This is a genomic window from Vibrio cidicii (assembly GCF_009665415.1).
Classification (GTDB): Bacteria; Pseudomonadota; Gammaproteobacteria; order Enterobacterales; family Vibrionaceae; genus Vibrio; species Vibrio cidicii.
This window is the reverse complement of record NZ_CP035921.1, coordinates 587,797-602,953: the sequence shown is the minus strand read 5'-3', so window position 1 is coordinate 602,953 and position 15,157 is coordinate 587,797. Positions and strand designations below refer to the sequence as shown.

12 protein-coding genes are annotated in these 15,157 nt (G+C 46.9%); 8 read left to right on the top strand and 4 right to left on the bottom strand.

The genetic code is table 11. The features are described 5' to 3' along the window. Nucleotides 1–165 precede the first annotated feature (165 nt). On the bottom strand, nt 166–2,238 hold the full coding sequence (gene metG, locus EWA64_RS03730) for a methionine--tRNA ligase (protein WP_061893497.1): 2,073 nt from the start codon (nt 2,236–2,238) through the stop codon (nt 166–168). A gap of 160 nt (nt 2,239–2,398) precedes the next feature. Between metG and apbC the strand changes: the two genes are divergently transcribed. From apbC to EWA64_RS03715, 3 genes are all read left to right on the top strand, one after another. Next, nucleotides 2,399–3,475 carry an iron-sulfur cluster carrier protein ApbC gene (apbC, locus tag EWA64_RS03725; RefSeq protein WP_061893496.1) on the top strand — a complete coding sequence of 359 codons (1,077 nt, stop codon included), beginning with the start codon at nt 2,399–2,401 and terminating at the stop codon, nt 3,473–3,475. A 178-nt stretch (nt 3,476–3,653) separates the two neighbouring features. Next, the gene (gene udk / locus EWA64_RS03720; protein ID WP_061893495.1) at nt 3,654–4,295 is read left to right on the top strand and encodes a uridine kinase; all 642 of its coding nucleotides are present in this window, start codon (nt 3,654–3,656) and stop codon (nt 4,293–4,295) included. A gap of 141 nt (nt 4,296–4,436) precedes the next feature. Then, entirely contained in the window at nt 4,437–6,545 is a 2,109-nt protein-coding gene (locus EWA64_RS03715) for an AsmA family protein (protein WP_061893494.1), read from the top strand. A gap of 78 nt (nt 6,546–6,623) precedes the next feature. Here EWA64_RS03715 and cobO read toward each other — a convergent pair whose 3' ends face one another. Beyond that, the gene (gene cobO / locus EWA64_RS03710; RefSeq protein ID WP_039429844.1) at nt 6,624–7,229 is read right to left on the bottom strand and encodes a cob(I)yrinic acid a,c-diamide adenosyltransferase; all 606 of its coding nucleotides are present in this window, start codon (nt 7,227–7,229) and stop codon (nt 6,624–6,626) included. Nucleotides 7,230–7,406: 177 nt separating this feature from the next. On the opposite strand from cobO, the gene EWA64_RS03705 reads away from it, so the two are divergent. Beyond that, nucleotides 7,407–7,862 carry a low molecular weight protein-tyrosine-phosphatase gene (locus EWA64_RS03705; protein WP_061893493.1) on the top strand — a complete coding sequence of 152 codons (456 nt, stop codon included), beginning with the start codon at nt 7,407–7,409 and terminating at the stop codon, nt 7,860–7,862. Between the two features lie 57 nt (nt 7,863–7,919). Here EWA64_RS03705 and rne read toward each other — a convergent pair whose 3' ends face one another. Beyond that, nucleotides 7,920–11,084, bottom strand: coding sequence for a ribonuclease E (rne, locus tag EWA64_RS03700; protein WP_061893492.1), 3,165 nt, complete (start codon nt 11,082–11,084; stop codon nt 7,920–7,922). Nucleotides 11,085–11,682: 598 nt separating this feature from the next. Here rne and rluC point away from each other — a divergent pair. Next, the gene (rluC, locus tag EWA64_RS03695) at nt 11,683–12,636 is read left to right on the top strand and encodes a 23S rRNA pseudouridine(955/2504/2580) synthase RluC (protein WP_061893491.1); all 954 of its coding nucleotides are present in this window, start codon (nt 11,683–11,685) and stop codon (nt 12,634–12,636) included. Nucleotides 12,637–12,656: 20 nt separating this feature from the next. Here rluC and EWA64_RS03690 read toward each other — a convergent pair whose 3' ends face one another. Further along, on the bottom strand, nt 12,657–13,241 hold the full coding sequence (locus tag EWA64_RS03690; protein WP_061893490.1) for a Maf family protein: 585 nt from the start codon (nt 13,239–13,241) through the stop codon (nt 12,657–12,659). 149 nt (nt 13,242–13,390) lie between these two features. On the opposite strand from EWA64_RS03690, the gene yceD reads away from it, so the two are divergent. From yceD to plsX, 3 genes are read left to right on the top strand one after another with little or no spacing between them, the layout of a single operon-like run. Beyond that, on the top strand, nt 13,391–13,915 hold the full coding sequence (gene yceD / locus EWA64_RS03685; protein ID WP_039429832.1) for a 23S rRNA accumulation protein YceD: 525 nt from the start codon (nt 13,391–13,393) through the stop codon (nt 13,913–13,915). Between the two features lie 36 nt (nt 13,916–13,951). Continuing rightward, entirely contained in the window at nt 13,952–14,122 is a 171-nt protein-coding gene (gene rpmF / locus EWA64_RS03680) for a 50S ribosomal protein L32 (RefSeq protein ID WP_039429829.1), read from the top strand. Nucleotides 14,123–14,131: 9 nt separating this feature from the next. Next, on the top strand, nt 14,132–15,157 hold the full coding sequence (gene plsX, locus EWA64_RS03675; RefSeq protein WP_061893489.1) for a phosphate acyltransferase PlsX: 1,026 nt from the start codon (nt 14,132–14,134) through the stop codon (nt 15,155–15,157).

Below are 15,157 nucleotides of genomic sequence, written 5' to 3'. Positions count from 1 at the left end.
TTAATGCCAGAATATTAATTGTTTAAATTCAAACGGTTATATTTCTTTAGTGAAAATCTCTGTGCCAATTTGGTGCAGATGTCACCAAAAGTGTGAAATAGAACACAAAAAAAGCCTCGCATTTTTATCGCGAGGCTTGGAGAGAAGTAAAAGGTTGGCGGCGGATTACATCACACGCATGCCAGGCTGCGCGCCTTCATGCGGCTCAAGGATCCAGAGCTCTTTGCCACCAGGGCCTGCCGCTAGGATCATGCCTTCCGACATGCCAAACTTCATCTTACGTGGTTTGAGGTTAGCAACCACAACGGTGTATTTGCCAACCAGATCCTCGGGGTTGTAAGCGGCTTTAATACCAGAGAAAACTTGACGCATTTCGCCGCCGATATCCAATTGGAATTTCAAAAGCTTGTCCGCTTTTGGCACCGATTCACAAGACACGATTTTGGCAATACGAAGGTCAACTTTTGCGAAGTCATCAAACTCAATTTCATCGGCAATTGGATCTTTGCTCAACTCACTCTCTTGCCCATTTTTTGCGGCTTCAGCTTTCTCTTTTGCGGCCATTTCAGCCGCTGCATCATCTTTTGATGCTTCAATCATGGCTTCGATGTTTTTCGGATCGATACGATTGAACAGCGCTTTAAACGCGGTAATTTCGTGTGCCGTTAATGGCTGAGCAATCCCTTCCCACGTCAGCTCTTGATTCAAGAAGGCTTCAGTACGAGCAGCAAGCGCTGGCATCACTGGCTTCAAGTAAGTCATTAGAACGCGGAACAGGTTAATACCAACAGAACAGATTTCCTGCAGTTCCTGTTCTTTGCCTTCTTGTTTTGCCACAACCCAAGGCGCTTTTTCATCAACGTATTGGTTGGCTTTGTCCGCCAATGCGGTGATTTCACGGATTGCACGACCAAACTCACGTGTTTCGTAAAGTTCCGCGATACGCTCTGCAGCAGCAACAAATTCATTGTAAAGCTCTGGCTCGACGAAGTTTTCAGCGAGCATGCCTTCAAAGCGCTTGGCAATGAAGCCCGCATTACGCGATGCTAGGTTGACAATCTTGTTCACCACGTCAGCGTTTACGCGCTGAGTAAAGTCTTCAAGGTTAAGGTCTAGGTCGTCAATGCGGCTGTTTAGCTTCGCTGCGTAGTAGTAACGTAGGCACTCAGGATCAAGATGCTCAAGGTAAGTACTCGCTTTCACGAATGTCCCTTTAGATTTAGACATCTTGGCACCGTTTACGGTTACGTAGCCGTGAACAAAAACGTTGTTTGGCTTACGGAAACCAGAACCGTCTAGCATCGCTGGCCAAAATAGGCTGTGGAAGTAAACGATGTCTTTACCGATGAAATGGTACAGTTCTGTTTTGCTGTCTTTGTTCCAGTATTCATCGAAATCAAGATCGTCACGCTTATCACACAGGTTTTTGAATGAACCCATGTAACCGATCGGCGCATCTAGCCAAACATAGAAGAATTTGTCTTTTTCGCCCGGGATTTCAAAACCGAAGTAAGGCGCATCACGGGAGATATCCCACTGCTGCAGGCCCGACTCAAACCATTCCTGCATTTTGTTGGCGGTTTCAGTTTGTAGAGAACCAGAGCGAGTCCACTCTTTGAGCATGCTTTCAAACTGAGGCAGGTCAAAGAAGAAGTGTTCTGAATCTTTCATTACTGGCGTCGCGCCTGATACCGCTGATTTTGGATTGATCAGTTCAGTTGGGCTGTAGGTTTCGCCACAAGCGTCACAGTTGTCGCCGTATTGGTCTTCTGATTTACATTTCGGGCACGTCCCTTTAACGAAACGATCCGGTAGGAACATCTCTTTTTCAGGGTCGAACAACTGAGAAATAGTACGGCTAGAGATAAAGCCATTTTTCTTCAGTTGTAGATAGATGTGCGAAGCCAGCTCGCGGTTCTCGTCTGAATGCGTGCTGTGGTAGTTATCAAAGCTGATATCAAAGCCTGCAAAGTCCTTCTGGTGCTCCACGTTGACCGCAGCGATCATCTCTTCTGGCGACATACCCATCTGTTGAGCTTTAAGCATGATTGGCGTGCCGTGAGCATCGTCAGCACAGATGAAATTTACAATGTTGCCGCGTAGGCGTTGGTAACGAACCCAAATGTCCGCTTGGATATGCTCAAGCATATGACCAAGGTGGATCGAACCGTTAGCGTACGGAAGGGCACAAGTTACCAGCAATTTCCTTGAGGGAAAGTTTCTTGGATCGTTTGCCATACTTAATATTCGCTTTTCTCGATAGGTATAAAAATTTGATTGATAATACTAACTCAGTAAATCGGTAAGTCCAAGGTGTGACAGAGGATAATCACCTGGTTTTTTTGGGGTTCAGTCGTGCTTTACTCGGTGATAGGATGCAGTCAACAGAGGAGGCGATATGCGTCAATTCACTTCAAAACAAGATTTCTCTAATTGGCTTAATCAGTTCGAACATTGGGCATTGATACCGCAGTGGGCCGATATGCACGGTGTGGTGAATGTAAAAGGCGATGGTGGGCTGCACATCACGCTGCCTTTTGCAGCCAAATCGTTGATCGAAGCGTTGGCGAGTTGGCTAGAGCTGCAGCAAGCGAGCGGCGAGGCAGCTAAGTTGGCTTTCACCATTGAGCAGCGAGTCAAAGCGATGGAAACGCCAGTTGCTCACGCTGTGAGTGGAGTAAAAAACATCATCGCGGTTACCTCCGCCAAAGGTGGTGTAGGTAAATCTACTACGGCGGTTAATTTGGCACTGGCGATAGCGGCCAGTGGTGCAAAGGTCGGATTGCTTGATGCCGATATTTATGGCCCGTCTTTGCCACTCATGTTCGGTACACTTGATAAAAAGCCAGACGTCGAACAGGGAAAATGGATGCAACCTGTGCTGGCACATGGTATCTACACTAACTCAATCGGTTACTTAGTGGATCAAACAGAAGCCGCTATTTGGCGTGGGCCGATGGCTTCCAAAGCGCTGGTGCAATTGCTTAATGAAACTCAGTGGCCGGATCTTGACTATTTAGTCATCGACATGCCTCCCGGTACTGGTGACATTCAATTGACCTTATCACAGCAAGTTCCCGTGACGGGTAGCGTGATCGTCACCACGCCGCAAGATCTGGCGTTAGCGGATGCGCGCAAAGGGGCGGCAATGTTTCGTAAAGTAGGCGTTCCGGTGCTCGGTGTGGTTGAGAACATGAGCTACCATATTTGTCGCCACTGCGGTGCCCAAGAGGCGATTTTCGGCCATGGTGGTGGTGAAGACATGGCGAGAGAATATGGACTTGCTCTGCTAAGTCAGATCCCACTGCATATTGACATGCGCGAAGACATTGACGCTGGCGTACCGACGGTTTTCCGGCGACCAGAGAGTGAACACGCGCAGCGCTATTATCAGTTAGCCGAACGTATATGCAGTGCGTTGTACTGGCAAGGGAAGGTGAAACCAGAGACGATTCTCTACACTCGACTTGATTAAAAAAAAACTTTTTTAGGATGATAAAGACCGAGTAATCGTTTGCTTGGTCTTTTGTTCTCTGCGGCTAGAGAAAAGGGCGTTAAAGCAGGAAAAGCGACTAGTATCTAAAGGATGAACTCCCTATAATCAGGCGGTTTATCTATTCCTACTGCTACAAAATCATCATCGGGTGCAACTAATGTCTGAGAATAATCAATGCGTCATCGTCGGTATTGCGGGTGCGTCAGCTTCTGGAAAGAGTCTGATTGCCAGCACGATCTATAATGAACTTCGTGCCAAAGTCGGCGACCATCAAATCGGTGTGATTACGGAAGATTGCTACTACAATGACCAAAGCCATTTGAGCATGGAAGAACGCGTTAAAACCAACTACGACCACCCGAGCGCGCTCGACCACGACCTGCTTTGTGAGCACTTAGAAAAGCTCACCCGAGGTGAAGCGGTTGAAGTCCCTGAATACAGCTATACTGACCATACTCGCACGGCCAATACCACTACTATGACGCCGAAAAAAGTGATCATCCTAGAAGGCATCTTGCTTTTGACCGATCCGCGTTTACGTGACTTAATGCACGCAACTGTCTTTATGGATACGCCACTCGATATCTGTCTGCTGCGCCGTGTGAAGCGTGATGTGGAAGAGCGTGGTCGCACCATGGAGTCGGTTCTGAAACAGTATCAAAAAACCGTTCGTCCAATGTTTATGCAGTTTATCGAGCCTTCAAAACAGTACGCCGACATTATTGTTCCTCGTGGTGGTAAAAACCGCATTGCGATTGATGTACTGAAAGCGCATATTGCAAAACTATTGAAAGCTTAAGTCATTGTCTTGTCAGCGAGCTTTATTTTTATTTAAGAAAGTGGCACTTTAAGTGCCACTTTCTTTTTGGGAGCAAGAACCGCGCAAAATAGCTGTTTTCTCTGTTCTTGTCTCAACTCTTGCATGCAAAGGAATACGCATATGAAAAAACTGTTCCTTATTCTGGCTGCGTCTATCGCGGTTGTCGTGATCGCCGTGATAGCGCTAGTGACCTTAGTGAACCCTAATCAATTTAAACCGTTGATCACCGAACAAGTGGCCAAACAAACGGGCTTAGAGTTGATGATTGAAGGCGACATTGAATGGCAATTTTTTCCTTCGATTGGTTTTTCTCTAGGCAAAACGGAGTTAAAGAATCCTCAGGGCTTTTCTCAAGAAAACTTATTTAAAGTTGAGAAGGTTGGGATCGATATCTCGGTGATGCCTCTGCTCGATAAAGTCTTGCAGATTGGTGATGTTCGCCTTGATGGTGCGGCAATTCATTTAGAGACGCGTAAAGATGGGCAAAAGAATATTGATGCGTTGACTCAGCAACAGAAAACGCAGCAAGAGACGGCTCAGCAAGAGGTGATCTCGGAGCCTGCCACGGATGCGCCACAGCAAGCTAGCGCGGCGGCAGAGTGGCGTATTGAGCTGGCAGGGATCACGGTGAGCAATGCCAAACTCGTTAATCAAGATAGACAAGCGGGTACGTCACTTGAACTCTATGATGTGAATTTCTCACTTTCAGAGTTTGCCTTTGAGCAATGGACCAAAGCGGAGTTTTCAGCCAAAGGAAAAAACAACCAGCAACAGTTCAGCGCAAACGGTAAGCTTGAGTTTCAGTTGGCGCAAGACTTCTCTTCTTATGCTTTGCGCAATATCGATCTGAACAGCCAGTTTAGCGATCCAGCCATGAAGATGGATAGCATCAAGCTGGTGCTGGACACATTCGAGTTTGATAAAGACAACGCACTGACCTTTGTAATCAAAGGCCAAGCATCCGGTATGGATCTTTCGGCTAATGGCTCGGCGCAGTTGCATGTAGATGCGGCAATCAGCACCGTGATGGTAAAGGCATTCCAGTTGGAGTCGCAACTAAATGGGGAATCACTGCCTCAATCGCCAATGAAGGTGGCAATGAGCTCAGAGGTGACCTTTGATGTGCCGCGCAGCCATCTATCGCTTGTGCTGAATAAACTGACCGCCAACGCCATTGCTTTAGACGGTAAAGTCGATGTGACGTTAGCTGAGATTCCGAAAGTGCGTTTTTCACTGCACAGCCCAGAGATTGATCTCGATGAATTTCTCGGCCTAACCAAGCCATCGCAAGATACGGCAAGCACAAACAGCAGCAATGACAAAAACGCGACTCCAGAGGCAAACAACGAAGTTGAGCCTGATCTGAGCGCGTTAAAAACGTTGGATGTGATTGGCCAAGTGAGTATTGATAAGTTCAAAGCCAATAATGCCAAGCTGCAAAATGTCATCACCAAGTTCACGGTGAACCGTGGTATCGCGACCTTAGATCGCTTTGATGCCAATCTGTATCAAGGTTCTATCAATGCCAGCGCGAAATTGGATGCACGTCGATCACCCGCCACCTATAGTGTGAAAAAGCGCATCAAAGGTGTTCAGGTGCAACCGCTGTTGGTGGACGTGGCTCAAAATGACAAGCTGGAAGGTACTGGCAATATCGATGTTGATGTGAAGGGAGCAAGCTTAACGCCAAGCGGTATTCAGAAAAACCTTGTCGGTACGGTTGAAATCAATTTTGCTGATGGTGCCGTCAACGGCATTAACGTCGCGCAAATGATTCGTGAAAACTACGCCAAGATTAAAGGTAAAAAGTTAGACGCTACTGATGAGGTGCAAAAAACGGATTTCAGTTCGATGAGCGCTACGTTAAAACTCAATAAAGGCAATGTGTCGACCGACAATTTGCATATGCAGTCGCCGTTATTGCGTATTCGTGGCAACGGTGTAGCGAACTATTTGCAGCAGACGGTTGATTTCACAGTTAGCACCTCAATCGTTGGTACTTTAGAAGGTCAGGGGGGTAAGGATATCGACGAGCTGCGCGATGTCACAATCCCCATCAATATTTCCGGTAAATGGGCCGACCCTAAATTCAAGCTAGTGTTTGACAATGTGCTCAAGCAGAAAGCGCAGAAAGAGATCGACCGCGGAGTCGAGAAGTTGACCGATAAAATCAAAGATGAAAAAACCAAGCAAGCGGTGGATGGATTGTTAAAAGGACTGTTCAACTAAACGCAATAAGTAAACTAAATGCAATAAGGGCGGCTTGATGGTCGCCCTTATTGCAAGCGATGTGTGTCGAGGGAAAGGTTACCAATCGACCCCTTTCAATGCTTTGATACCGGATTCGAAAGCGTGTTTCACGTTTCTCACTTCAGAAACCGTGTCCGCCATTTCGATCAAAGTGCGATGTGCACCGCGCCCGGTGATCACCACCGATTGCATGTGAGGACGCTGCGCTAGCGCATCCACCACGTCATCTAAATCAATATAACCATAGCTGACCATGTAGGTGAGTTCGTCAAAAAGAAGCACATCTAGTGATTCATCTTTGAGCATGCGCTTGCACTCTTGCCAAACTTGCTGTGCGGCTTGGGTGTCCGTCTCTTTGTTCTGGGTTTCCCAAGTGAAACCGGTCGCCATGACTTGAAACTCAACGCCTAGTTTTTCCAGTAAATTGCGTTCGCCATTGTCCCAGGTCCCTTTAATAAATTGCGCCACTGCGCATTTTTTGCCGTGGCCGACGGCACGAGCAATGGTGCCAAAGCCGGACGTGGACTTGCCTTTGCCATTGCCTGTGATCACAAGCAATAAACCTTTTTCTTCCTGTGCGGCGGCGATTTTGGCATCGACTTGCTGTTTGATTTTCTGTTGCCGTTCTTTATGGCGACTCTCTTTGTTCTCTTCCGAGTGCATATCAACTCCAATAATATTTGCTTTCTCGTCATAGTAACGGAAAACCTAACTACAAAGTACTTGTAATCATTAGGGTTAAAGAGAAGTGGCGAATACTAAAAAGCATTCTCTTTAGAAAAATGTGGTTGCTTGTTAGAGTCGTTGTGTGAAAACAAGTTGATAAATAAAGGTTAAGCGATGAAAAAACTATTGATTGTGTGTATGGGAAACATTTGTCGCTCTCCGACGGCTGAAGCGGTACTGCGCGCCAAAGCAATGCGTCTGGGCATGGAGGTAGAAATTGATTCAGCGGGGACGATTGACTATCACAGTGGATCGCAGCCAGACCATCGTTCTCGACGCGCTGGAGAGAAAAGAGGCTACTCGTTTCAAGGAATTCGAGCGCGGCAAGTGAGAGGAGAGGATTTTGCGTACTTTGATCTGGTCTTTGCGGCAGATAAGGCAAATCTCAACGATCTTTTGGCTATTTGTCCTGCGCAGTACCAGCATAAGATTTCGCTCTTTTTGAGCCATTGCTCTTGCGAGCATGATGAGATCCCTGATCCCTACTATGGTGGTGATGCAGGGTTTGAGCAGGTGCTGGATCTGATTGAACAGGCGGCAGATGCCATCTTGGAAAAGTGCAAGAACTAGAAGCTCAAATAGCAAAAGGGCTACTAAACTGTAGCCCTTTGAGTTAGAGAGGTTGGATTAGTTTGTCAACTGCGGCTTTGCCATTTCAGCAGAAGCTTGGCTGGTTGCCACCTGACTGCCAGCACCGCGTTGAACGTAACGTTCAGAGCGGAATGCGGCTGCCACGACGGTAATCTCACGCAACTCCTGTGGACCAGGCGCTTTAGTCATCGGCGCAAAGGCATGTGGCTTAGATAGCGCACTCACCGCTCGCTTTTCCAGCTTGGGTTGAGTTGCCTGTACCAGTGCTTCGACTTTGACCAGATTCTCCGCCGAGTCCTCTTTGCTTTCTACCTGAGAAGAAGTCGTTTCCTGAGTCGTCACTTCAGCATTAGTTTCATCAACCGTTTCTTCAACGGCAACCGAAACCTGTTCAGCCGTTTCTTGAGCTGATTCGCTTACGACTTCCACGTCTTCTTGTGATGCAGGTTCATTTGCTGCGACGAAAATTTCTTCTGCCTCAATGACCGTCTCTTTTACATCGACAGGTACTGTCACTTGCTCAATGACTTCAACCGCCGCATCGTTCTTCTGGACAGTGTCAGACGTGTGCTGCTCATCGCTGTCACGTCGAACAATGACTTTACCCATAGCGAGCTCAGGGCAAGCAACACCACCTTGTAAAACCACTGCTGATTCGACAACGGTTTCTGTCACAGGCTCTTTCGCGATTTGATCTTTCTTCGCAACTGGTTTTGGAATGTAGCGCGGCATCACCTTACCCATTGCCATTTCTGGTGACGCAACACCACCTTTACGTAGGCGGAAAGGGTTTGGACGACGGTCACGACCACGACGACGACGTTGCCCGCTAGCACGAAGATGACGTGGCGAACGACGATTGCGGCGTGGTTTCGCCTCTTTGTCTTCGTCTTGTTCATCGACGCTGTCTGTCTCAATGGTTGCAACGGGTTGGACCGCTGTTTCAACTGGCGTAGCAACGAAACTTTCGTTTTGCTCTAGCACAGGCGTCGCAGCCAGCACGTTTTCTTCCACCGTTTCGTCTTGAACTTGGTCTTTTACGCGTACAGATTTGTTCAGTTTACGGCGCTGACGACGTTCCTTAACTTTCTCTGCCTTCACATTAGCTTTAACAGAATCCTGCTTCTGCGCTCCTTGTGCTTCTGAAGCGAGCTGCAGACCTTTTTCCGCGACTTTAGGATTCGCTTTGTTTTCTACAGGAGCTTCTGTTTTGACAGGAGCCGCTTTCGGTTTACGCTTTTGCTGTTGACGCGGTTTCGCGTTTTCATCTTGAGCGGAATCTACAGTGGCACTCTCGTCGCGTGGCTTACGGCGGCGTTTGTTGTCTCGAGGGTCACGGTTATCACGAGGCTCACGACTGTTACGACGACGATCGTTACGATCATTGCGCTCACGTCTTGGACGTTTGTCGTCTCTCTCAGCTTCGCTCGGAGTCTCTTTCTTCTCTGCTTCAGATTTGTCTTGCGCAGAGCCAAAGAGGAAGCTACCCAGCGCGCTAAAGAAGCGGCTAAATAATCCGGGTTGTTGCGGCTGAGGTTGAGCTTCCACTTCTTTCACTTGTGGAGCTGGCTTTGGTGCAGGCGCCGATTGCGTTGGAGAAGCAAAACCTTTCAGTACTGGCTCTTCAATGCGTTTTGGCTTGAATTCTGTTTCAGAAGTTTCTTTACCTTCCGCTTCTTTCATTGCTTCGAGTTTCTGCGGTAGCAAGTAAGAAAGCAGATCCACCTCTTCGCCTTCACGTACACGGATCACCTCAAAATGTGGTGTTTCCATGTCTGAATTTGGTACCACAGTGATCTTCACTTCTTGAATGCGTTCAATGTGGTTTACTGAGCGACGTTTTTCGTTCAACAGGTAAGAGGCAATTGGTACTGGTACCACAGCCAACACTTGCGCTGTATTGTCCTTCAACGCTTCTTCTTCGATTAAACGTAAAACAGAAAGCGCTAGAGATTCGTTATCGCGAACCACACCAGTCCCGCTACAACGAGGACAGATATGATGGCTTGCTTCTGCTAAAGAAGGGCTCAAGCGCTGACGCGACATTTCGAGCAGACCAAAGCGTGAAATACGGCCGATTTGTACGCGTGCGCGATCGAGACGTACTGCTTCTCGCAAACGGTTTTCCACTTCGCGTTGGTGGCGTACAGGCGTCATATCGATAAAGTCGATAACAACTAAGCCGCCTAAATCACGTAGGCGCAACTGACGTGCAATTTCGTCGGCTGCTTCTAAGTTAGTGTTTAGAGCGGTTTCTTCAATGTCGCCGCCTTTGGTTGCACGGGCAGAGTTGATATCAATTGAAGTCAGTGCTTCTGTTGGATCAATAACGATAGAGCCACCAGAAGGTAGGCGCACTTCACGCTGGAAAGCGGATTCGATCTGGCTCTCAATCTGATAGTGACTGAAAAGTGGCACTTCACCATCGTATTTCTTCACTCGGCTGATAAAGTCCGGTCGAACCAACTGGATGTGCTCTTTGGCGCGCTCAAAAATGGTATTGCTATCGATTAAGATCTCACCGATGTCACGACGTAGATAATCGCGAATTGCGCGAACAATGACGTTACTCTCTTGATGGATCAAAAACGGTGCTGGATTTGATTCAGAAGCGTCTTTGATTGCCGCCCAATGATTGAGCAGTACATTTAAATCCCACTCTAGCTCTTCTGCACTTTTACCTACCCCTGCGGTGCGGACAATCAAGCCCATCCCTTGTGGTAGCTCGAGTGTGCTTAAGGCCGTTTTGAGATCGGTTCTCTCGTCACCTTCGATACGGCGAGAAATACCACCTGCACGAGGGTTGTTTGGCATAAGCACTAAGTAGCTGCCCGCCAATGAGATAAACGTGGTTAAAGCTGCACCTTTGCTACCACGTTCTTCTTTTTCGATTTGTACGATCACTTCCTGGCCTTCTTTTAGCACTTCTTTAATGCTTGGGCGGCCTTGGTAGGTATAACCATCAGGGAAGTATTCTTTGGCGATTTCTTTGAGAGGAAGGAAACCATGTCGCTCGGCACCGTAATCGACGAATGCAGCTTCCAAGCTTGGTTCAACGCGTGTGATACGCCCTTTGTAGATATTTGCTTTCTTCGATTCATGTCCAGGACTCTCGATATCCAAATCGTAAAGTCTTTGGCCATCAACCAAAGCGACACGCAACTCTTCTTTTTGAGTTGCGTTAATTAACATTCTTTTCATTGAAAATTTCTCGTTGTCTTTATCTTTTGTTGTCTTTTGTCTCTGTCACAAAGTTCGCTATCTCATGGTGCCTGATCCCGTGGTTTACAGATTGCAGCCTCCCGGCTGGAGGGGGATGCTCTAGGGCACGTCAGTCATCACAAACAACATACGTTGCCTGTGAGCCGTATCAATATCGGTAATTACTCAACATGAGTGTGCGATGAGTAGTGTGACAGTTATGTTGATGTTGAGATGTCTTACGCCAGTTGCAGCATTCAAACGTCAACAAACTACTCGGTGTGCTTGTGGACAAACGGTCGGTTATATACAAGTAATCAACCGGACCTACCTTCGCAGTCGTGAACTATAGCAGTGCTGCGGAGTATCAGCAATCGCCTTTGACGCAAACGTTGCAAGTTTTTAGCTTGAGTTCAATTTTACCTGTTGTCGTTGTTGGCTTTATAAACAATAGATGACTGATTAGTAACCTGTGGGTAACTTTGTTGGTGGAAGAACAAAGCGATAATGAACATTAGGATGCGAATAGGTAAATTTTGTCGTTAAGGGAAAAGAAAGACTCTGTGAACTTAAGCTCTTTTACGTTTACAATAGCGTTATGAACGAAATCAGAACGAAAGTCCAATCCGTCGAAATCGATGAGGATATGGCTGGTCAACGCATTGATAATTTCTTGCGTAACCAATTAAAAGATGTTCCTAAAAGCATGATTTATCGAATCGTGCGTAAGGGAGAAGTGCGAGTCAACAAAAAGCGTATTAAAGCTGAGTACAAGCTGCAAGCTGGCGATGTGGTACGTATTCCTCCTGTAACGGTGGAAGAAAAAACACCAGAAGTCGCACCTAGCACTAAACTGAACCGAGTGGCGGAACTTGAGCAGCAGATTATCTTCGAAGACGATCACCTGCTGATTCTTAATAAACCTTCTGGCACGGCGGTGCACGGTGGTAGTGGTTTAAAATTTGGTGCGATTGAAGCGCTACGAGCGTTAAGGCCGGATGCGCGCTTTTTGGAGCTGGTGCATCGTATTGACCGTGACACCTCCGGAATCTTGCTCGTGGCTAAAAAGCGCTCTGCATTGCGTCATTTGCAAGCGCAGTTTCGCGAAAAAACGGTTAGGAAGTATTATTTCGCACTGGTGATGGGGGAGTGGAAAAACAGCTGTAAAGTGGTTAACGCTCCACTGTTGAAGAACGAAGTGAATAGTATTGTTCGCGTTAATCCGAATGGCAAACCTTCTGAAACGCGCTTTAGTGTGCTGGAAAAGTTTACCCAAGCGACGTTAGTGCAAGCGAGTCCGATTACCGGTAGAACGCATCAAATTCGTGTCCATACACAGTACAGCGGTCACCCTATTGCGTGGGACGATCGATATGGTGATCGTCGATTCGACGCTTACACAGGTCAACATGGCTTAGATCGTCTGTTTTTGCATGCGGCCAACATACGTTTTGTTCACCCAGCTACCGACGCGTTTATGGAGATCAACGCACCAATGGGCGAACAGCTAGAGGCGGTGCTAGCCTCTCTTCGAAGTGAGAAAAAGGGATGATGGTCATCCCTTTATTCTGATTATCCCAGGACTTTACATCCGTGTTTTTCCAGTATGTCGACCAGATCAATGAGAGGCAGCCCGATCAAAGTGTTGGGATCTTTGCCCTCTAATCGTTCAAATAGCGCAATGCCTAATCCTTCACTTTTGAAACTGCCAGCGCAGTAAAAAGGTTGTTCTACATCGACGTAGTATTCAATTTGTGCTTGAGAAAGTTGGCGAAAGTGGACACGAAAGGTATCTAGCTTGCTCAGCGTTTGTCCAGTTTGGCTGTTAAATACGGCTAAACCGGTATAGAAATCAATGCTTTTACCACTTTGTGAGAGTAGTTGCTGTATAGCCTGCTCTCTAGAGAGTGGCTTGCCAACAATTTCTCCACCAATCACGCAGACCTGATCGCTGCCAATGACTAAGCTTGGTTGGGTCACTGAACAAGATTCCGCTTTGATTTGTGCCAATCGTAAAACCAAGTCTTGCGGAGATTCGCTTGGCAAAGGCGTCTCATCACAAATTGGTGATTGGGTCGTAAAGGGTAGTGAGAGTTTTTCAAGCAGTTGCTGGCGAAATGGCGAGGTAGACGCTAAAACTAGTTGGTAATTTTCCATTTTAATTTACAATTTGGCAGAGCATTTTTCCTAGCATAACGGATCAAAAGCGACCCTTGCTAATGCTCTGTATAGCAAGCGCAAAAAAGTACAACTTTTTTGCCTTTTTCTTTGACTAATTTCTATTTGGAAGATAATATTCGCGCCCTATGCAAAAGGTAAAAATACCGCGAACGGTGGATCCGGCGAAGGCTGCTCAAAAAAGATTGGATTACGATGGTATCATCCAAGCCAGTCTGTTTAAGCGTCTTGCTGAAATGACCGAAGGCGTAAAACGCGACGCAGAAGTCTATTTGTCATTTGAGATAGATGAACAGCGACTGGTTGTTATCTCTGGTAAAGCTAACATCGAAGTCGATTTAGAGTGTCAACGTTGTAATGAGTCATTCACACATCGCTGTGAAGTAGAGTTCACTTACACTCCCTATTACAGCGAGAAAAGTGAGCAAGATGCCCCAGAATGTTACGATTTGGTAGATCTTAACGAGTACGGAGAAGTCGATCTCATTCAATTGGTTGAAGACGAGTTCATTCTAGAATTACCTCAAATTGCCATGCACGATGAAGCGGATTGCAGCGTTGATTCAAATAACATGGTATTTGGCGATATTCCTGAAGAAATTGAGGAAAGTAAACCAAATCCGTTCGATGTTTTAAAAAGCTTAAAGCAATAAGCTTTACGCTGAACCCATAACATAGGAGTAGGGTCAATGGCCGTACAACAAAACCGTAAAACACGTTCAAGACGTGGTATGCGTCGTTCACACGATGCGCTAACTACAGCAGCTCTATCTGTAGACGCGACTTCTGGTGAAACGCACCTACGCCACAACGTAACCGCTGAAGGTTACTACCGTGGCAAAAAGGTTATCAACAAGTAAGGTTGACCTTTGCAAAGTATTACCGTTGCACTTGATGCAATGGGCGGGGATTTTGGTCCTCGCGTCACAGTGCCTGCCGCCGTGCAGGCACTGTCTCATTTCCCAGAGCTAAAAGTGATTCTCACAGGTGATCAACCCTTGATCACAACTCAACTTTCCCGATTAGGTTATAAACCTGACTCTCGCTTGACTATCCAGCATTGCAGTCGTGTAATCTCTAATTCGGAAAAACCTTCTCTGGCACTGCGCAACAGCCAAGACAGTTCGATGCGTTTGGCGATTGAACTGGTTTCTGATGGCAAAGCGGATGCCTGTGTCAGTGGTGGCAATACTGGCGCTTTAATGGCCTTATCTCGTTTTATTCTCAAACTACTGCCTGGCATAGACAGACCTGCATTGGTCTCTGCGTTACCCACCGTGTCCGCTGGCCGCAGTTGGATGCTGGATTTAGGGGCGAACGTCTCTTGTGACGCTGACAGTTTATTTCAATTTGCGGTGATGGGGGCTGCGCTGGCCGAAGAGCACCTTAATCGTGTCCCCAAAGTGGCGGTACTAAATGTGGGTGTTGAGGAGATTAAAGGTAACGATGTGGTCAAACGTTGTGCCGAATTACTTAACCAAACCGACGCGGTTAATTTTGTCGGCTTCATTGAGGGCAACCAGATTCTACAGAATGTGGCCGACGTGATTGTCTGTGATGGTTTTGTCGGTAACGTCTGTCTTAAGGCGAGTGAAGGGACTGCTCAGCTCTTTATCGAAAAAATAAAAAATAGCATGGCGACTTCGTCTATAAAGGGTTGGATAGCTAAAAAACTGCTTTCTGGGCTATTTTATGAATTAAAAACACTGAACCCCGACCAGTATAACGGCGCAAGTTTGCTAGGATTGCGCGGCATTGTCATTAAAAGTCATGGAAGTGCTGATGTATCTGCGGTTGTTAACGCCATAGGCGAAGCAGTACACGAGGTCAAACGACAAGTACCAAGCCGGATAAGCGATCGTTTGGAAGCGGTTTTACTCGAGAGGCATTATTAG

What these genes read in the sequence shown, in the direction of transcription:
- metG (WP_061893497.1), bottom strand. Translation starts at nt 2,238, where the DNA reads ATGGCAAACGATCCAAGAAACTTTCCCTCAAGGAAATTGCTGGTAACT.
- apbC (WP_061893496.1), top strand. Translation starts at nt 2,399, where the DNA reads ATGCGTCAATTCACTTCAAAACAAGATTTCTCTAATTGGCTTAATCAG.
- udk (WP_061893495.1), top strand. Translation starts at nt 3,654, where the DNA reads ATGTCTGAGAATAATCAATGCGTCATCGTCGGTATTGCGGGTGCGTCA.
- EWA64_RS03715 (WP_061893494.1), top strand. Translation starts at nt 4,437, where the DNA reads ATGAAAAAACTGTTCCTTATTCTGGCTGCGTCTATCGCGGTTGTCGTG.
- cobO (WP_039429844.1), bottom strand. Translation starts at nt 7,229, where the DNA reads ATGCACTCGGAAGAGAACAAAGAGAGTCGCCATAAAGAACGGCAACAG.
- EWA64_RS03705 (WP_061893493.1), top strand. Translation starts at nt 7,407, where the DNA reads ATGAAAAAACTATTGATTGTGTGTATGGGAAACATTTGTCGCTCTCCG.
- rne (WP_061893492.1), bottom strand. Translation starts at nt 11,084, where the DNA reads ATGAAAAGAATGTTAATTAACGCAACTCAAAAAGAAGAGTTGCGTGTC.
- rluC (WP_061893491.1), top strand. Translation starts at nt 11,683, where the DNA reads ATGAACGAAATCAGAACGAAAGTCCAATCCGTCGAAATCGATGAGGAT.
- EWA64_RS03690 (WP_061893490.1), bottom strand. Translation starts at nt 13,241, where the DNA reads ATGGAAAATTACCAACTAGTTTTAGCGTCTACCTCGCCATTTCGCCAG.
- yceD (WP_039429832.1), top strand. Translation starts at nt 13,391, where the DNA reads ATGCAAAAGGTAAAAATACCGCGAACGGTGGATCCGGCGAAGGCTGCT.
- rpmF (WP_039429829.1), top strand. Translation starts at nt 13,952, where the DNA reads ATGGCCGTACAACAAAACCGTAAAACACGTTCAAGACGTGGTATGCGT.